Origin of the sequence: Rubrivivax gelatinosus IL144, from assembly GCF_000284255.1 — a bacterium.
GTDB classification, from domain to species: Bacteria; Pseudomonadota; Gammaproteobacteria; order Burkholderiales; family Burkholderiaceae_C; genus Rubrivivax; species Rubrivivax gelatinosus_A.
In genome coordinates, this window is sequence record NC_017075.1 from 1,239,271 (window position 1) to 1,255,711 (window position 16,441).

General features: G+C 68.4%; 20 protein-coding genes. 17 read left to right on the forward strand and 3 right to left on the reverse strand.

The window, feature by feature from the left end; genetic code table 11:
• The first annotated feature begins 94 nt into the window (after positions 1 to 94).
• The 4 genes from RGE_RS23555 (at position 95) to RGE_RS23955 (ending at position 2,649) form a co-directional block, all read left to right on the forward strand.
• On the forward strand, positions 95 to 337 hold the full coding sequence (locus tag RGE_RS23555; RefSeq protein ID WP_081528208.1) for a hypothetical protein: 243 nt from the start codon (positions 95 to 97) through the stop codon (positions 335 to 337).
• 224 nt (positions 338 to 561) lie between these two features.
• On the forward strand, positions 562 to 972 hold the full coding sequence (locus tag RGE_RS23950; RefSeq protein ID WP_014427401.1) for a hypothetical protein: 411 nt from the start codon (positions 562 to 564) through the stop codon (positions 970 to 972).
• A 117-nt stretch (positions 973 to 1,089) separates the two neighbouring features.
• Entirely contained in the window at positions 1,090 to 1,317 is a 228-nt protein-coding gene (locus tag RGE_RS05825) for a hypothetical protein (RefSeq protein WP_043783848.1), read from the forward strand.
• Positions 1,318 to 1,902: 585 nt separating this feature from the next.
• Positions 1,903 to 2,649 carry a hypothetical protein gene (locus RGE_RS23955; protein WP_148280124.1) on the forward strand — a complete coding sequence of 249 codons (747 nt, stop codon included), beginning with the start codon at positions 1,903 to 1,905 and terminating at the stop codon, positions 2,647 to 2,649.
• A 520-nt stretch (positions 2,650 to 3,169) separates the two neighbouring features.
• Here RGE_RS23955 and RGE_RS05835 read toward each other — a convergent pair.
• Positions 3,170 to 4,186: an IS110 family RNA-guided transposase gene (locus RGE_RS05835; protein WP_014427406.1), complete on the reverse strand. Its 1,017-nt coding sequence runs from the start codon at positions 4,184 to 4,186 to the stop codon at positions 3,170 to 3,172.
• A gap of 215 nt (positions 4,187 to 4,401) precedes the next feature.
• Between RGE_RS05835 and RGE_RS23960 the strand changes: the two genes are divergently transcribed.
• From RGE_RS23960 to RGE_RS05885, 11 genes are all read left to right on the forward strand, one after another.
• Complete coding sequence (locus RGE_RS23960) at positions 4,402 to 4,758, forward strand: hypothetical protein (protein WP_148280125.1); 357 nt, start codon at positions 4,402 to 4,404, stop codon at positions 4,756 to 4,758.
• A gap of 93 nt (positions 4,759 to 4,851) precedes the next feature.
• Positions 4,852 to 5,139, forward strand: a complete 288-nt coding sequence (locus RGE_RS23565; protein ID WP_409077217.1) for a VOC family protein — start codon at positions 4,852 to 4,854, stop codon at positions 5,137 to 5,139.
• 109 nt (positions 5,140 to 5,248) lie between these two features.
• Positions 5,249 to 5,839, forward strand: coding sequence for a lysophospholipid acyltransferase family protein (locus tag RGE_RS05845; protein WP_043783852.1), 591 nt, complete (start codon positions 5,249 to 5,251; stop codon positions 5,837 to 5,839).
• A 178-nt stretch (positions 5,840 to 6,017) separates the two neighbouring features.
• Positions 6,018 to 6,794 carry an SAM-dependent methyltransferase gene (locus tag RGE_RS05850; protein WP_014427409.1) on the forward strand — a complete coding sequence of 259 codons (777 nt, stop codon included), beginning with the start codon at positions 6,018 to 6,020 and terminating at the stop codon, positions 6,792 to 6,794.
• An 83-nt stretch (positions 6,795 to 6,877) separates the two neighbouring features.
• On the forward strand, positions 6,878 to 7,420 hold the full coding sequence (locus RGE_RS05855) for an MOSC domain-containing protein (RefSeq protein ID WP_014427410.1): 543 nt from the start codon (positions 6,878 to 6,880) through the stop codon (positions 7,418 to 7,420).
• A gap of 84 nt (positions 7,421 to 7,504) precedes the next feature.
• Positions 7,505 to 7,984: a DUF1648 domain-containing protein gene (locus tag RGE_RS05860; protein ID WP_014427411.1), complete on the forward strand. Its 480-nt coding sequence runs from the start codon at positions 7,505 to 7,507 to the stop codon at positions 7,982 to 7,984.
• A 98-nt stretch (positions 7,985 to 8,082) separates the two neighbouring features.
• Positions 8,083 to 8,775 (forward strand): MgtC/SapB family protein, encoded by a 693-nt coding sequence (locus RGE_RS05865; protein WP_043784827.1) that lies wholly within the window; start codon positions 8,083 to 8,085, stop codon positions 8,773 to 8,775.
• Between the two features lie 135 nt (positions 8,776 to 8,910).
• Positions 8,911 to 10,299, forward strand: coding sequence for an APC family permease (locus tag RGE_RS05870; protein WP_232504992.1), 1,389 nt, complete (start codon positions 8,911 to 8,913; stop codon positions 10,297 to 10,299).
• 4 nt (positions 10,300 to 10,303) lie between these two features.
• Positions 10,304 to 12,790 (forward strand): TonB-dependent receptor plug domain-containing protein, encoded by a 2,487-nt coding sequence (locus RGE_RS05875; RefSeq protein ID WP_014427414.1) that lies wholly within the window; start codon positions 10,304 to 10,306, stop codon positions 12,788 to 12,790.
• Positions 12,791 to 12,886: 96 nt separating this feature from the next.
• The gene (locus tag RGE_RS05880; protein ID WP_148280127.1) at positions 12,887 to 13,147 is read left to right on the forward strand and encodes a hypothetical protein; all 261 of its coding nucleotides are present in this window, start codon (positions 12,887 to 12,889) and stop codon (positions 13,145 to 13,147) included.
• Between the two features lie 82 nt (positions 13,148 to 13,229).
• On the forward strand, positions 13,230 to 13,922 hold the full coding sequence (locus RGE_RS05885; protein ID WP_014427416.1) for a VIT1/CCC1 transporter family protein: 693 nt from the start codon (positions 13,230 to 13,232) through the stop codon (positions 13,920 to 13,922).
• Between the two features lie 46 nt (positions 13,923 to 13,968).
• Here the strand turns inward: RGE_RS05885 and RGE_RS05890 are convergent, their stop codons facing one another.
• On the reverse strand, positions 13,969 to 14,688 hold the full coding sequence (locus tag RGE_RS05890; protein ID WP_014427417.1) for an EAL domain-containing protein: 720 nt from the start codon (positions 14,686 to 14,688) through the stop codon (positions 13,969 to 13,971).
• 4 nt (positions 14,689 to 14,692) lie between these two features.
• Entirely contained in the window at positions 14,693 to 15,148 is a 456-nt protein-coding gene (locus RGE_RS05895) for a BLUF domain-containing protein (protein ID WP_014427418.1), read from the reverse strand.
• 345 nt (positions 15,149 to 15,493) lie between these two features.
• Here RGE_RS05895 and RGE_RS05900 point away from each other — a divergent pair, with 345 nt between their 5' ends.
• Both RGE_RS05900 and RGE_RS05905 read left to right on the forward strand, forming a co-directional pair.
• Positions 15,494 to 15,874 carry a hypothetical protein gene (locus RGE_RS05900; RefSeq protein ID WP_014427419.1) on the forward strand — a complete coding sequence of 127 codons (381 nt, stop codon included), beginning with the start codon at positions 15,494 to 15,496 and terminating at the stop codon, positions 15,872 to 15,874.
• A 69-nt stretch (positions 15,875 to 15,943) separates the two neighbouring features.
• Positions 15,944 to 16,330 (forward strand): VOC family protein, encoded by a 387-nt coding sequence (locus tag RGE_RS05905; RefSeq protein ID WP_014427420.1) that lies wholly within the window; start codon positions 15,944 to 15,946, stop codon positions 16,328 to 16,330.
• Positions 16,331 to 16,441 lie beyond the last annotated feature (111 nt).

The following is a 16,441-nucleotide window of genomic DNA, read 5'->3' on the forward strand; positions in this document are numbered from 1 at the left end:
CACCAGGCCCCGGCCACAGGTACGGTGTACATTTTCTGTGGCCGGGGCCTGGCGTCGTTCCGTCGGGCCCCGCTTAGCTCGAACGTTAGGCGTCATGAATGTAGCGCTGTGGCTCTTGCTCTACGTATCCAATACCGCGTTCGTTTTTTGGGTGGTTTGGGGTGGTGGTGCTGTCTGGTTTGAAGGTTGGCGGTCTCTTGCTATTGTCGACTGGCTTTTCGCCTACAGATGGAATTCCGAACAGATCGCGCTTTACACATTGATTTGTTGGGTTGGCCATACCGTCTGGTTCATGGTCGGGCTGTTTGTGCCCGAGGCGCGGGCGTTCTACTGGTAGCAAGAAGACTCAAATGCTGAATTCTGTTTATGCGGTACGGAATCTGCTATTCGGTGAGTATGCGGTGGCGTCGCACTGGTTCGCAAATTTTGATGCGGCGCTGACGCCTAACAAGTCGTTCGAGTGGACGTTCGCCAGCTGGCAGCCATTGAGCCACATTTCATTCTGGCCCAATGGCTGTCAGCCGGTGCCCGCCGCTTAACTCCGACGTTAGGCCCCAAAACATGTGCGCCTGCTATTTCCGTGCTCAGGGTGAAGACTTCGACGTCGATGCGTTTCTTTCCGAGTCACCTTGGAAGAACATGGCTGCTGTCTTCCGAAAGGGCGAAGCCAAATCAAGAGGCCAAGGCCAACGCGAATATTCCAATCTATCGATCATCGTCGTCGAAGACGAGAACGCCACCGTTGCACAGCAGGTTGCTGAATGTCGCAACTTCATCCGAGATCATTCGGAAGAGTTGCGAAGGCTACAACTCCACACCGGAGCTAAGGCTCGCTGGTTCAGCCTTGCATACTACCTGCCCATTGGAGAGGTGTATGCCATTTGCCCGTACTTTGAATCTGAATTCTTGGAAGAACTGGTAGGCGTCGGTGCAGAGTTCGAGTTCAACGTCTTTTGCACTTCCGTCGAGTAGCGGCAACGAAATGCGCTCACTTAGTGTCAGGTTCGGCTTGTGGCCTAACACCTCAGTCGAGGCGAAAAATTGCAGCAAGCTGCAATTTGCGCCTCACCTCGAAAGTTAGGCCGCTCTATGAAGCTGCCGTTTCCGTCAAGCTTCACGATCGTCCGGTTCACAGCCTTGGTGGTGTTCGTTGTTTCGGCGTTCTTCCTCGACAGTCGCTTCAGCATCCTCACCTTCCTTGCTTTTGTCGTCTTTCTAGGCTGCGCCGTCGTTGCTATGCGGAAGGCCCGAAAGCAATTCGATGTCCGCGGCTTGAAGCGATTGCGCGACATCTTTCCGAGGAATGGCGGCCGATGAACAATGCATGTCGATCATCGCGGGCGCGTTCGCACGGGGGCTCGCGTTGTTGGTATGTCGCCTGCGTTGATGCCGCGCGGGCTAACTTGTCATCGCAGCGGACGACCTTCAGTCGCCGTTGAATTTCAACGTTAGGCCACGGATGGAGATCACTGCAGCTCAGACAGAACCCGGTGAGCTCGCGGCGATTGCTGCAGAGGCAGCAGACTTGCTCGCTGGCCAGCGGTTTGATGACCTGTCGACAAGATTCGGATATGCCGTAGCGTTCGGTCGGGAGCTTGCTCCGGCCCTAAAGGCCGATCTCACCACCTGCCTAGACGAGCTGGGGGCTGACCGCCTGTCCTTGGTGGCGCCCACCATACGCATTAGCCGCTTCGAGCCTGGCTCGGAGTTCGTGGCTCTGGCCGAGTGCCTACTCGCGGCAGAGCCCCAAGGCCGCGTACTCTTGGAGCTCGTGGTTACTGGCCAAGGGGAGCAGCTCCACGTTACCTTGGAGCAAGTCTCGGCCGTGGCCTAACAATTCGTCCAAGCCGACGTCGCTTCGCGGCGCGGCTTAACTCAGGTGTTAGGCCTCTCAGGAAATTCATGACCACGCCAAGTTCAATCAGCCAATTTCTTGCACTTCAGCAGTCAGGGATGCTCGGAGATTTTCGGGGCGAAGGAACGACCTGCTTGATTGCGACAACACCGGCCCGCCTTGCGCAGCATTCCAAGATGTATGGCTGGTCAATTTCGCATCTGGGTGGTGTGCGACCTAAGTCTGCCGTGGTCATAAAAAAGCCTGACTCCGAGCCTGAGTTGTGGGTTCGTGCCAACTACCGAGGGTATCGCAGAGCATTTCTTCGATTCCTTGATCAACACTACGGACTTCGTGAAATCAATATTCCTAAGTCGCTGCAAGTGGATCATTTGCAGCCATCTTCTCGCTTGAATGAAGGCTCCAAGCACTACTTCGTGCGTCTCGCGCTGATAAAACGAAGTATTAATGCATCGTATGGCGCAGGCTGCGAGCGATTGCTAAACGACCGAGAACGCGAGCGAGAGTTGATTGGTGGTATTCATATGGACTGGATGGCTTATCTAAAGATCAGAGGTATTCGCCTTCCCGCCAAAGCTAGTGGCACGGATTCCTGGAAAATATGGGCGTGGCAGTGCTCAACATCTTTGGCGTCGGAAGGTTTTGACGCGATCCTTACATATGTAGGCCTTACTACTATGCTTAACCTTGCGTTCAGAGACACATGGCAACCACTTTCGCCACACTCGTCCTTCAGGGCCGAGGCAAATGCTCACCCATCCTATGCCTGTGCCCCACAACTGGCCGAGGCCTAACATATCATTCAACCGGACCGCCAAAATGCCGTTTTTCGTTCAACCGCCGTGCGTGGCGGCCAGTTAATTAAAACTACAAGGGCATCCTCGCCTGTCAAGCAAAAAGAATCCTTGATGAATCGATCACCGATTCATCAAGGCACTTTGACTGTGTGCTGCCGTTGCGCTGCCTGACGGCAAAATAACCAAGGTGCGGACTGCACAACTACAACCGGCCTTGATGCAGCGATCGATGCTGAGGGCCCTGATGAAGGACGCGCAGGGGGCCGAGTTCGGACGCAGGGCGGCCGGTGGCCGGCCTGCACCACACGAGGGGCCGGGCTACTGGCCCGGCGCGGCCTGCAAGGGCCATTCGTTAGCCGCGGTCGCCATCACTGGCGCCGCCTGGAGTTAAACGAGCACTCCCCGCGCAGGTCCAACCTTGATCCATCAACGCAGGCGTCACGCGGTGGCAGAAACGGATTCGAGGGCGCCTTTCTCCGATGAGGTTGGCGGTTGGCTTGGGCGGCGCGGCTTGTGTTCAGGCCATGGGCTTGAACTCTTCGCCCTTGGCGAGCATCGCCCAGGCCATGCGCACGTTCTTGGCGGCGATGGCGACCACGGCCTTCCAATAGCCGCGGCGCTCGGCCAGCGCGGTGGCCCAGCGGCTCAGCCGGTCGTGCTTGTTGGCTGCGGCGGCCAGCACGGCGCGCGCTCCCATGATGAACAGCGTGCGCAGGTAGGCGTCGCCGGCCTTGGTGATGCGCCCGAGCCGGTTCTTGCCGCCCGAGCTGTACTGGTCGGGTGCCAAGCCCATCCAGGCGGCGAGCTGGCGGCCGTTGGCGAAGTCGTGGCCGTAGCCGATGCTGGCCAGCAGCGCGCTGGCGGTGGTCGGGCCGATGCCGGGCATGACCATGAGAGCGCGGGCGCGGTCGTCGGCCTGGGCCATCAGCCGGATGTGCTCGTCGTACGCGGCCACGCGCTCGTCCAGGCGCTGCAGTTCGGCCAGCAGGTCGCGGCACACGGTCTGCACCCAGCCGGGCACGGTGTCGAGCTGCTCGCCGGCGCGGCTGCGCACCGTGGCGGCTTTGAGCGGCAGCACGATGCCGAACTCGCTGAGCACGCCGCGCAGGCGGTTGATGACCGCCGTGCGGGCGCACACCCAGCCCTGGCGCGCCGTATGCACCGCCAGGCGCGACTGCGCCTGCGTTGACTTGACCGGCACGAAGCGCATCGCTGGGCGCTGCAACGCCTCGCAGATCGCGGCCGCGTCGGCCGCGTCGTTCTTGCCGCGGCGCCCGCTCATCCGGGCGGGCACGACGAACTTGGGCGCCATCAGCCGCACCGTGTGGCCGAACTCCTGGAAGCGGCGCGCCCAGTGGTGCGCGCCCGAGCAGGCTTTCATGTCGATGGTGCACGGCGGCAACTTGGCCACCGCTTCGAGCAACTGGTCGCGACGCACGGCCGGGCGCACCAGCGCAGGTTTGCCGCGCTCGTCGACACCGTGCAGGGCAAACACGTTCTTGGCCAGATCGATGCCGAGAAACAGAATCGTCATGGACATCTCCTTGCGTCAGCCGGGTGGAGGATCAGATTTCGCAACCCCATCGTCGTATCGGGCGGCCGTCCTTGCCTGAGGGATAAGCTCGGGCGGGTGGGCGCTATGGGGATGTCCCTTCCATTCGTTGGGCCGCACAATCATGTTTTCGAGCGCGCCTCCGTCTATTCACGCATATACACAGTCCAATGCGATCTAGACTCATATCAGTCACAGTGATCATTGCGCTGGCCGCTGCAGTTGTAGGCTATTGGCTCAATCAACTACGACCAGAAGCAGAGGTTAAGGAAGCCGTGCGTCAACTCCTCACGGACCCGGAGTCCGCTCAATTCAGAGATATGGAACGCAACTCGAAGACAGGGGCTTGGTGCGGTACCGTCAACTCTAAGAACAGACTCGGCGGCTACGTCGGATTCAACAGGTTCGTAGTTTTGCCTGACAAGAAAGTTCTCTTGGATCCCAAAGAACTACCAATACCGGAAAAATCTAGCGACATCGTTGTGCGCGGGGCTGAAATTGTCGACTTCATTCAGCTGCTCAAAGTTCACTGCCAAAAGCTCTATGCGCAGTAGCGGTTCGGCGCGGCCTCTCAAGAAACTCCTCCCAAGTGATTGATGTAGGAGGGATTTTCTGGGCGGTGGCTGAGGCTTGGCCTGCAAATAAAGATCGATGGCAGCGAGTACGGTTATTGCGTCTTCAAGGCCGGAAGCACGGAACTCGTGGTCGAGAAAGTTGCGGAAGACGCACCCGAAGAGGAGAGGATCCTGGTCGGACGATTCACCGGCTTGTCGTTCACGGTTCAAGATGTCGAAGCCTCGCATCGAGAGCTGGCCGGGCGGGGAGTGCACTTCACCGGCCCACCGGAAAGACAGTTCTGGGGCGGTACCCTCGCGACACTGCAAGATCCGTCGGGCAATGAACTTCAAATCGTTCAGTACCCCGCCATGGCGTGAATCTCGACGGGGGGCGCTGCGGCAAGCCGGCTCAAGCCCCCGTCGCTAACGCCATGCGCCACATCCATTCCCGGGCGCTGCGCGTGCAGGACAATGCCGGCCTCAGCCCATGCACCACACCCTCTTCGACACCCCGGGTGTCAACCATTTGCTCCGCGGCCTCTCCCGTCTGATCCTGCGTCTGCAGGGTTGGACGGTCGAGGGGGCTCTTCCCAAGGAAGCGAGCAAGTGCGTGCTCATCGCGGCACCGCACACCAGCAACTGGGATCTGCCGTACACGCTGATGGTGGCGTTCTGTCTGCGCCTGCGCATCTACTGGCTGGGCAAGGCGAGCCTGTTTCGCTGGCCCTTCGGGCCGGTGATGCGCTGGCTGGGCGGCGTGCCGGTCGATCGCAGCAGGAGCAACAACCTCGTCGCCTCGGCCGCGGCGGCCATCGTCGCGGCGCAGGGCCCTTTGCAACTCGTCGTGCCGCCCGAAGGCACACGAGGCAAGACCCGTCACTGGAAGACCGGGTTCTACTTCATCGCGCTCGAGGCGAAGGTTCCTATCGTCCTGGCCTACATGGACTATGCGCGCAAGGTCAGCGGCTTGGGCCCGGTGTTCGAACCGACAGGCGACATCGACCAGGACATGCAGGAGATCAAGCGCTTCTATGCCGGAGTCCGAGGCCGCAATCAAGACCAGTTCGCATCGGACTGAAGCCATGGCAGCAGTCGCTTTGCGCGGCTCGCTTCAGCGCGGCCTGTCACGAACAGCTCGGCGTCGCGTCCGTTCCGCCTTGTCGATGCCTGCGGTTCGACGTGGTGCGGCGCCTCGCAGCTGAGACCGGCGCCGCCGCACGCCTGACTTCCCGTCTCCCGTTTCCCCACCCCGCACCATGCCCGGCCCTGACCTCGACATCCCCCGCATCTTCAACGTCATGGAGAGCGCCCACCGCATCCACAACCCGTTCACGCCCGACAAGTTCGCCACGCTGGGCGCGGCCTTGCGTCTGCAGCCGGGCATGCGCGTGCTGGACCTCGGCTGCGGCTCGGGCGAGATGATCTGCACCTGGGCGCGCGACCACGGCATCACCGGCACCGGCGTCGATATGAGCCGGCTGTTCAGCGCCCAGGCCCGGCAGCGCGCCGAGGAACTGGGCGTTGCCGACCGCGTGCGCTTCATCCACGCCGACGCAGCGGGCCATGTGGCCGAAGAGAAGGTCGACGTCGCCTCCTGCGTCGGCGCCACGTGGATCGCGGGCGGCGTCGCTGGGACCGCTGAACTCCTGGCGCGCAGCCTGCGTCCCGGCGGCATCCTGCTGATCGGCGAGCCGTACTGGCGCCAGCTGCCGCCTTCGGACGCGGTCGCCCAGGGCTGCCTGGCTCACGCGGTCTCCGACTTCCTCGTGCTGCCGGAGCTGCTCGGGTCCTTCGGGCGCCTGGGCTACGACGTCGTCGAGATGGTGCTGGCCGACCAGGACGGCTGGGACCGCTACGAGGCGGCCAAGTGGCTGACGACGCGCCGCTGGCTCGAAGCCCACCCCGACGACGAGCTGGCGCCCGAACTGCGCGCCAAGCTGGCCACGGAGCCGGTGCGGTATGCGACCTACACGCGCGAGTACCTGGGCTGGGGCGTGTTCGCGCTGATGCCGCGGCTGGGCGCTGCGGTCTGAGAGCCTAGGAGCCGAGAGCCGGAGAGGCGCGTGCCCGCGCGTTATCGTCGCCCGCTGGTCCGCAGTCGCCAGGAGTCGATGCCGTGAACGCCCGTGTCGTATCCGTCAGCCGCGACGCCGCGCACCGTTTCTCCAAGCCGGTGGTGCCGGCCATCACCTTGCTGGCCAGCCTCGGTGTGGAGGGCGACGCCCATTGCGGCGCCACGGTGCGCCATCGCTCGCGCGTGACGCAGAACCCGGATCAGCCCAACCTGCGCCAGGTGCATCTGATCCCGGCCGAACTTTTCGCCGAACTGCGTGGCCGGGGTTTCGATCTGGCCCCGGGCGATCTGGGCGAGAACATCCTGAGCGAAGGTCTCGACCTGCTGTCGCTGCCCGCTGGAACGGAGCTTTTGATCGGGCCGCAGGCCCGGGTGCGACTGACCGGGCTGCGCAACCCGTGTTCGCAGATCGATGCTTTCCGGCGTGGCTTACTTGGGGCAGTGCTGGCGCGGGCGCCCGACGGCCAGCTCGTGCGCAAGGCGGGAGTGATGGGCGTGGTGCTGGACGGTGGCGTCGTCTCTGCGGGCGATGCCATCGAGGTCCGGCTGCCACCCTTGCCGCACACTCGGCTGGACCGGGTCTGAGACCTCCTCGCCCCGGCCCCTCGCGACAACCGCGTCCGCGTGGTCGTCTCCGTCGGTGAACGCCGCCCCAGGTCCTCTGCTGCCATGCTCCGTTTCATCGTCCCCGCCGTCTCCGCCCTCGGTGTCCTCTTCGTCGTGCTGCTCGGCACGGCGCTGCCCGAGGTCGTCGCCTCGCATTTCGGCCCCTCGGGCCGGCCCGACGCCTTCATGCCGCGGCCGGTGTTCGTCGCGCTGATGGCGGCACTCGTCGGCGGCGTGCCGCTGCTGGTGTGGTGGCTGCAGCTGCGCAGCATCCGCGCCGGTCGGCTGCACATCCCCCATGCCGACTTCTGGCGCTCGCCGGCGCAGCTCGCCTCCACCGACCTCTGGCTGCACCGGCATGCCGCGGCCATGGCTGTCGTGACCACCGTCTTCCTGTGCAGCGTGTACGCGATGGTCGTGGCGGCCAACCGCCAGCCGGTGGTCGCGCTCGGCGATGCCTCGTTCTGGCTCGCGCTGCTCGCCTACATGGCGTTCATGGGCCTGTGGGTGCTGCGCCTGCACCGGCGCTTCCGCCGTCCCTGAGGCGGCCGGCGCGTCCAGGCGCCGGGCACGATTCCTGCCCTCGCGGCCGGTGGACATGGCGGCCGGTGCTGCGCCGCCGCGCGTCCACCGCCTGCAGCATGGACCGGGAACTCCAGATCACCGCCTCGCACCTGCTGGCCGCGCTGGCGGCCGGCGGGGTGATCGGGCTCGAACGCAGCTTCCACGGCCGCCCGGCAGGGTTTCGCACGCACTCGCTGGTCTGCCTGGCGTCCAGCCTGCTGATGCTGGTGACCACCTCGCAGGCGAGCTGGATGCCCGGCATCGCGCCCGAGGCGATCCGCACCGACCCCACGCGCATGGCGCAGGGCATCATGACCGGCATCGGCTTCCTGGGCGCCGGGGTGATCTTCAAGGAGGGCCTGTCGGTGCGCGGGCTGACGACGGCCGCGTCGATCTGGATCACCGCTGCGATCGGCATCCTGGTCGGCGTCGGCCTGTACGTGCCGGCGGCGATCGCCACCGCGCTCACCCTGATCACGCTGTCGGCCTTCCGCTGGGTCGAAGCCTGGCTGCCGTCGCACTTCTACGCCCACTACCTGGTGCGCTTCGAGCGCGCCCAGGCGCTGTCCGAGACCGCCGTGCGGGCGCTGCTCACCGAGCACCGCTTCTCGGTCGCCAACGTCAGTCACCGTCTGTCCGACGACGGCCGGCTGGTCGAGTACCGCATGGTCATCCGCACGCGTTCGCCGGAGAGCGTCTCCGGGCTGTCCGACGCGATGCGCGAGCTGCCGGCGGTGCACTCGTTCCGGATCTCGCCGACCGGGGACTGAGCGCGCGGCTGCCCCGGCGGCCCGCGGCCGTCAACTGCGCCGCGCGAGCAAGCGCAGGCGAATCGCTTCGTTCGCGGCCGTGGGCGCCGTCGGCAGACTCGCCGACTTTTCACGATGTCCGCCGCCCCGCCCGTCTTGCACGCCCCCACCGCCGACGCGAAGCACGGCGGCGCTTCGCCAGCCCCGAGGCCCCAGCTCGACGTGCGCCACGCGGTCGCGGTCTGCGTCGGCATGGTCATCGGCGCCGGCATCTTCAAGACCTCGCCGATGGTGGCGGCCAGCCTCGCCAGCGACACCGCGGTGTACGCCGCCTGGGTGCTGGGCGGCGTGCTCTCCTTCATCGGCGCGCTGTGCTTCGCCGAGCTGGCCTCGGCCTTCCCCGACCCCGGCGGCGACTACCACTTCCTGCGCCTGGCCTATGGCCGCCGCGTCGGCCTGCTGTTCGCCTGGTCGCGCTTCGCCGTCATCCACTCGGGCTCGATGGCGCTGCTGGCCTTCGTCTTCGGCGACTACCTCGACCAGCTGGCGCACCTCGGGCCGTATGGCAGCGCGGTCTTCGCCGCGGCGGTGATCGTCGTGCTGCTGCTGCTCAACCTGCGCGGCATCCGCGTCGGCGTGGGCACCCAGCTCGGGCTGATGCTGCTGGTCGTCAGCGGCTTGCTGGCCGTCGGCGCGGCCGGGGCGGTGCTGGCATGGCAGGGCGTGGCACCGGCCACGCCGCTGACGGCCGCTGCCGGCGCGGGCCGCCCGGCCTGGGGCGAGGCGCTGGTCTTCGTGTTCCTGGCCTACGGCGGCTGGAGCGACGCCGCCACGCTGTCGGCCGAGATGCGGGACACGCGCCGCGGCATCGTGCAGGCGCTGCTGCTGGGCCTGACGCTGGTGGCCGCGCTGTACCTGCTGGCCAACTGGGCCTTCCTGCGCGGTCTGGGGCTGGCCGGCATGGCCGCCAGTTCGGCCCCCGCCGCCGACCTGCTGCGCCGCGCGGCCGGGCCCTGGGGCGAGGCGGCGATCGTCGGCGTCGTCGCGGTGACCTCCATCACGGTGATGAACGCGGTGCTGATCGCCGGCGCGCGCACCACCTACGCGGCCATGCGCGACCTGCCGCGCCACACGCCGCTGGGTGACTGGGATGCGCGCCGCGGCACGCCGCGCGCGGCGCTGCTGGCGCTGGGCGCCGTGGCGCTGGCCCTGGTGGGCCTGGGCACCGCCACGCGCGGCGGCTTCGCGACCATGGTCGACTACCTGTCGCCGGTCTACTGGTTCTTCCTGCTGCTGTCCGGGGGCGCGCTGATCGTGCTGCGTCGCCGCCGTCCCGAGGCGCCGCGGCCTTTTCGCGTCCCGCTCTTCCCGCTGCTGCCGCTGCTGTTCATGTCCGGCAGCGCCTACCTGCTGTGGTCCAGCCTCGTCTACGTCAAGGCCGGCGCCGTCGCCGGGCTGGTGGTGCTGGCCGTCGGCGGGTTGCTGCTGTGGCCGCTGCTGCGGCCCGGCCGCGGGGTTCCCGACGATTCGACCCACAGGAGCTGAAGCGATGACTCTCGCCCATCCGCAGTCGCGGCGCCGCCGCGCGATCCTCGGCGCCAGGCCGCCGGTCCTGGCGCCGCTGGCGCTGGCCCTGGCGGCGCTGTCCCCGCCGCTGCAGGCCCAGTCTGCTGCCGACGATCCCGAGCAGATCACGATCGTCGGCTCGCGCGTCAAGGGCCGCACCGTGTTCGACAGCCCGGTGCCGATCGACCGCTACACCGCGCGCGAGGTCGAGCAGGCCATCGTCGGCAGCGGCGAGCTGGGGGCCGCGCTGCAGGCGCTGTCGCCGTCGATCAACCAGCCGCGCGCCTCGGTCAGCGGCGCCGTCGATTCGGTGCGCGTGGTGCAGCTGCGCGGCCTGGCGCCCGACCAGGTGCTGGTGCTGGTCAATGGCAAGCGCCGCCACACCAACGCGGTCGTCGACCTGGAAGGCATCTTCCAGGGCACGGTGCCGGTGGACCTGAACACCATCCCGGCCAGCGCGATCGAGCGCATCGAGATCCTGCGCGACGGCGCCGGCGCGCAGTACGGCAGCGACGCCATCGCCGGCGTCATCAACATCGTGCTCAAGGGCGGCGGCCAGGGCGGCGGCGCCTCGCTCAGCTACGGCGCCAACCACACCGACTTCAAGCCGCTGGGCCGCACGCTCACCGACGGCCAGACCCTGCAGCTGGCGGGCGACCAGGGTTTCACGTTCGCCAACGGCGGCACGCTGCGCGTGGGCGCCGAGCTGCAGCGCAAGGCCGGCACCAACCGCGCCGGGCTGCGCGACCCGGACGCCGCCTGGTGGGCGCTGGAACCCCAGGATCTGGCGCTGGACGGCTCGGTGCGCTTCAAGACCGGCGACCCCGAGGTGCGCGCCGTCAACAGCTTCGCCAACGCGACGCTGCCGCTGGCCGGCGGCGCCGAGGCCTATGCCTTCGCGACGCTGGCGCGCCGACGCAGCGAGGGCGCGGCCTTCTTCCGCTACCCCAGCGAAGACAGCAACGTGCCGGCGATCTATCCGGAGGGCTACCGCCCCGAGACCACCGGCCGCCTGACCGACATCGGCGCCGTCGCCGGCGCCCGGCTGAACGCGGGCGACTGGGCGCTGGACACCAGCCTGCGTCTGGGCCGCAACGACTTCGACTACGGCGTCGACCACTCGCTCAACGCCTCGCTGGGCGCGGCCAGTCCGACCCGCTTCCATCTCGCCGACTTCCGCTCCGAGCAGTGGAGCGCCAACCTGGACGCCACGCGCACGCTGGCGCTGCCGGGTCTGGCCAAGCCGCTGAACCTGGCCGTCGGCGCCGAGTGGCTGCGCGAGGGCTACCGCACGCAGCCGGGCGACGCGGCCTCGTACGCCGCGGGCCCGGTGACCGGCGTGACGCCCGGCGCGCAGGCCGGCCCCGGCCTCAGCCCGCAGGACGCGGTCGACATCTCGCGCCACGTCGCCTCGGTCTATGTCGATGCCGAGGCCGACATCGCCCGCGACTGGCTGCTGGCGGCAGCGCTGCGCTACGCCGACTACTCGGACGCCGGCAGCTCCACGACCGGCAAGCTGGCCGCGCGCTACGCGCTGACGCCGCAATGGCTGCTGCGCGGTTCGGTCAGCACCAGCTTCCGCGCGCCGGCGCTGGCGCAGCAGGGCTTCCGCTTCTCGTCGCTGAACTTCAACAGCGACGGCAGCGGGCTGCAGAACCGGGCGCTGCTGCCGGCCTCCGACGCGCTGGCACAGGCCTTCGGCGCGCAGGACCTCAAGCCCGAGAAGTCGCACCACCTGAGCGTCGGCACCGCCTGGCGGCCGACGAAGGAGACGACGCTCAGCGTCGACGCCTACCGCATCCGCGTCGCCGACCGCATCACGCTGTCGAGCAACCTGGAGAGCGCCGCCGTCAGCGCCTATCTCGCCAGCATCGGCCGCAGCGACATCCAGAGCGTGGCCTTCCTCACCAACGCGCTCGACACCACGACCCGCGGCGTCGACGTCGCCGCCAGCCACGAACTGGCCTTGGCCGAGGGCACGCTGACGCTCAACGCCGCGCTGAACTACAACCGCACGCGGCTGGACGCGGTGCGCAACAGCTCGGCGGCGCTGGCCGCGATCGACCCGACGCTGACGCTGGTCGGCGGCGAGGCGCAGCTGCGCGTCACCCACGGCTCGCCGCGCAGCAAGCTGATCCTGGGCGCCGACTGGCAGGGCCAGCGCTGGGGCGTGACGACACGCGCCACGCGCTACGGCAGCGTCTGGGCCTATTCGTACGACGATCGTGCCGACACCGTCGACGGCACGCTGGCGCAGAAGCTGGGCGGCACCTGGGTCGTCGACCTGGAGCTGCAGTTCAAGCCCGAGCGCGGCCTGACGCTGGCGCTCGGCGCCAACAACCTGTTCGACCGCTATCCGTCGCGCACGCTGGCGGGCAGCAGCTATGCCGGCGTGCTGCCGTACAACTTCCTCGACCCGACCGGCACCAACGGCGCCTACTACTACACGCGCGCCAACTGGCGCTGGTGACGCCGGCGCGTGCCGCGTCCTTGCGCCAGCCCCGCCGTCCGCGGTGTGGCGGCTGGGCATACTCGCCGCATCGACGAACGGATGCGGAGCGTGGTGATGGCAGCGGGCGGCAAAGGCATGGTGGGCCGGCTGGGTTGGTCGGCTTTCGCGGCGGCGCTGGCCGTCTACTCGGCCTTCCTCGGCGTCAGCGCGGGGGCCGTCAGCTATTTCGCGACGGCGATCGCCTGGGTGCTGTTCGCGGTGTCGTGGTTCCAGCCGCCGACGCCCGAGAGCGCCAAGCTGCGCAACACGACGGCGATCGCGGCGGTCGTGCTGCTGGTGCTGAGCCTGGGGGTGCGCTGGGCGTTCAAGGTCTGACGCGGCCGGGCGAGGGCCCGGGCTGCTGCATCGTCGCCCGTTCGCGGCGACACTGCGCCCGCAGCCACCACCCGGAGACCGCTTGAGACGCCACCATGAACGCCATCGCCTGCAGCGCATCGGCTGGCTGCGTGCCGCGGTGCTCGGGGCCAACGACGGCATCGTCTCGACCGCCAGCCTGATCCTCGGCGTCGCCGGCGGGGGCGGCGGGCGCGACGCGGTGCTGATCGCCGGTGTCGCCGCGCTGGCCGCCGGCGCGATGTCGATGGCCGCCGGCGAGTACGTCTCGGTCAGCTCGCAGGCCGACACCGAACGCGCCGACCTCGAGGTCGAGCGCCGCGAACTCGCCACCGACGGCGCCGCCGAACACGAGGAACTGACGCGCATCTACGTCGGCCGCGGCGTCGAGCGTGCGCTGGCTTCCCAGGTCGCGGCGCAGCTGATGGCGCACGACGCTCTCGGCGCCCACGCACGCGACGAGCTCGGCATCAACGAGATCACCCAGCCGCGCCCGGTGCAGGCGGCGCTGGCCTCGGCGGCGGCGTTCGCCGCCGGCGCGCTGGCGCCGCTGGCCGTCGCCTGGGCGGTGTCGCCGGCGGCGACGGCCGGCGCGGTGACGGCGGCGTCGCTGGCGCTGCTGGTGGCCCTGGGGGCGCTCGCGGCGCGGGCCGGCGGCGCTCCGGCGGGCGCCGCGGCGGTGCGTGTCGGCTTCTGGGGCGCGCTGGCGATGGCCGTCACCTACGGCGTCGGGGCGCTGGTCGGGCACACGCTCTGAGCGCCGGCTGCCGCGCCGAGCGGCCGCCGGGTCTGCTGCGGCGCGCTCAGGCGCCCGGCATCACCGGCACCGGCAGCGCCTCGAAACCCGGGCGCGCGAAGAGGTAGCCCTGGTACAGGCGCACGCCCTGGGTGCGCAGCCAGCGGTACTCGCCGGGCGTCTCCACGCCTTCGGCGACGACGTCGATGCCCAGCAGCTCGCAGGTCAGCAGCAGGCCGCGCAGGATGGCCTGGCGCGGGCCGTGGGCCTCGATGCCGTGGATCAGGTGGCGGTCGACCTTGATCATGTCCGGCTGGAAGTCGGCCAGCAGGTTGAGCCCCGACTGTCCGGCGCCGAAGTCGTCGATGGCCAGCAGCAGCCCGTCGCTCTTGTGGCGGTTGACCAGCGCGGCGAAGCCGCAGGGGTCGGCGATGGCGTCGCTCTCGGTGACCTCGAAGACCAGGCGCTCGGGCGGCAGCCCGGCCTCGCGCGCGGCGCGCAGCGTGGCGTCGATCGCGTCCTCGTCGGCGAGCACGCCGTGCGGCAGCAGGTTCAGGTTCAGCAGGCAGGGCAGGCCGAGCTGGGCGGCCATCGCCAGCGCGCGCGCCCGGCTGGCGCGGTCGAAGGCGGCGCGCTGGGCCTCGGGCACGCGGCTCAGCACCTCGAAAGCCGGTTCGCCGGCGGGTCCGCGCACCAGCGCCTCGTACGAGACGACGCGCCGTTCGACCGCGTCGATGATCGGCTGGAAGGCGTAGCTGAACGGCGGCGTCGTCGACGGCTGGGGCATGGGTTCAGGCGGCCAGCGGCGCGAAGTCCGACAGCCGCTGGCGCCAGCGCCCGGCGCCGAAAGCCGCCAGCAGCTTGCGCGCGCGGCCCACGTCCAGCTGCGCCAGGCAGCCGGCGCTGCCGAAGAAGTCGTTGAAGCCGGGCAGCTGCGACAGGTCCTCGCTGTCCGTCGGAAAGCCCATCGACCAGTTGCCGAAGCTGCGGCGCGGGATGGGTTCTTCGATGATGCGCGTGACCTGCTCGTGGCGCGGGTCGGCCGCGATGCGCGCGAACAGCTCGCTCACCGCCTGGGCCGGGCCCTCGATCACCTGGAAGAAGCTGCCGTCGGCGTAGAGCAGCATGCCGGTGATGCCGTTGCGCTCGTTGCGCAGGCGCGAGTCGGCCAGCATGTCGCGCAGCGTGGCGGCGTCGAAGGGCTCGCAGGCGGCGCTGGCGTAGATGCAATGCGTGAGATGGGTCATCCGTCGTCTCCAGACAGCCCGCATCGGGCGGGCACGTCTTCGGCGCCCGGTGACCGGCATTCTCGAGGCCTGGCCACCGACAGCTCGACGCCGTCGCCGCCGGCCCTGGAGGCTGGCGGGTCGGGATCATTGTTCTCCGCGCCTTGCCTTCTGTCATGTGGTGGAACGCGGGAAATCGGGCCCAGTTCACACCGTCTTGACAATGCGCAAGCGGTCGAGCGCCGGCCGCTCGAGTCGAGGCGCGCGCGCCACCGGCGTGTGGAGCTGGTCCTGCGTTGAGCGGCCGTTGCGTCCTTCGATGGCACGGTGCGCTGCGCCCGTGCCACCGCTAGACTGGGCCGCACGATGGATACCGACACCGCCCGCCGCGCCGGCGACGCCCTGATCGAAGGCGCACGCCAACGCCGCCTCGCCGAGCGCGAGGCGCGTGCGCCGCGGCTGCCCTGGGTCTACCGCGTCGACGGCATCGAGCGGCTGTCGCGGGTCGAGCAGGCCGAGCGGCTGGAGGCGGCGCGCCGGGAGGTGACGCGCAGCCCGGCTGTCATCGCGGTGACGTTCGCTGCGCTGGCCGTCATCGTGGGCGCTTTCTTTTGGGCCGGAGCCTCCGGCCTCAGCTGGCTCATGCTCGGCCTGGGCGCCCCGGTTCCGCTGCGCATGCTGCTCGTGCGCCGGGCCCTGCGCCGCCAGCTCGCCCGCGCCGCCGACGAGGTCTCCCCCGCGCGCTGATTTCGCCCGGCACGCGCCGCGTGGCAGGATGTTCCGGCGCCGGTCTCGGCGCCCGAACCAGGAGGCCGCATGCTCGTCCCACCGGGTTTCCACACCGTCACGCCCTACCTCGTCGTCGACGGCGCCGCGCGCCTGATCGACTTCCTCGTGCAGGGCCTGGGCGGCAGCGAGGAGCTGCGCCACGTCGATGGCGACATCGTCGCGCACGCCCAGGTGCGCCTGGGCGACTCGATGCTGATGCTCTGCGACGCCACTCCTGCCTGGCCGGCGACGCCGTGTGCGCTCTACCTCTACGTCGACGACGCCGACGCGGCGATGGCGCGGGCCGTCGCCGCCGGCGCGACGGTGATCATGGAGGTCGGCGACAAGCCTTACGGCGACCGCCAGGGCGGCGTGCGAGACCCCGGCGGCAACGTCTGGTGGCTGTCGCAGCGGTTGGTCGACGGGCCGTACTGAATCACCGGCACGGTCCGCGGGATCATCCGGCCATCGTCGCGGCCGGCAGCGGCTTGCGCCAAGGATTGCGCCGGTTGCCTGCAACCGGCCACCGCGCCACCGGGCACCGGG

Coding starts and splice junctions, on each gene's coding strand:
- RGE_RS23955 (WP_148280124.1), top strand. CDS start 1,903: ATGACCACGCCAAGTTCAATCAGCCAATTTCTTGCACTTCAGCAGTCA.
- RGE_RS05875 (WP_014427414.1), top strand. CDS start 10,304: ATGACTCTCGCCCATCCGCAGTCGCGGCGCCGCCGCGCGATCCTCGGC.
- RGE_RS23555 (WP_081528208.1), top strand. CDS start 95: ATGAATGTAGCGCTGTGGCTCTTGCTCTACGTATCCAATACCGCGTTC.
- RGE_RS05905 (WP_014427420.1), top strand. CDS start 15,944: ATGCTCGTCCCACCGGGTTTCCACACCGTCACGCCCTACCTCGTCGTC.
- RGE_RS05890 (WP_014427417.1), bottom strand. CDS start 14,688: ATGCCCCAGCCGTCGACGACGCCGCCGTTCAGCTACGCCTTCCAGCCG.
- RGE_RS05825 (WP_043783848.1), top strand. CDS start 1,090: ATGAAGCTGCCGTTTCCGTCAAGCTTCACGATCGTCCGGTTCACAGCC.
- RGE_RS05860 (WP_014427411.1), top strand. CDS start 7,505: ATGCTCCGTTTCATCGTCCCCGCCGTCTCCGCCCTCGGTGTCCTCTTC.
- RGE_RS05900 (WP_014427419.1), top strand. CDS start 15,494: ATGGATACCGACACCGCCCGCCGCGCCGGCGACGCCCTGATCGAAGGC.
- RGE_RS05865 (WP_043784827.1), top strand. CDS start 8,083: ATGGACCGGGAACTCCAGATCACCGCCTCGCACCTGCTGGCCGCGCTG.
- RGE_RS05880 (WP_148280127.1), top strand. CDS start 12,887: ATGGCAGCGGGCGGCAAAGGCATGGTGGGCCGGCTGGGTTGGTCGGCT.
- RGE_RS05835 (WP_014427406.1), bottom strand. CDS start 4,186: ATGACGATTCTGTTTCTCGGCATCGATCTGGCCAAGAACGTGTTTGCC.
- RGE_RS23950 (WP_014427401.1), top strand. CDS start 562: ATGTGCGCCTGCTATTTCCGTGCTCAGGGTGAAGACTTCGACGTCGAT.
- RGE_RS05845 (WP_043783852.1), top strand. CDS start 5,249: ATGCACCACACCCTCTTCGACACCCCGGGTGTCAACCATTTGCTCCGC.
- RGE_RS05895 (WP_014427418.1), bottom strand. CDS start 15,148: ATGACCCATCTCACGCATTGCATCTACGCCAGCGCCGCCTGCGAGCCC.
- RGE_RS05850 (WP_014427409.1), top strand. CDS start 6,018: ATGCCCGGCCCTGACCTCGACATCCCCCGCATCTTCAACGTCATGGAG.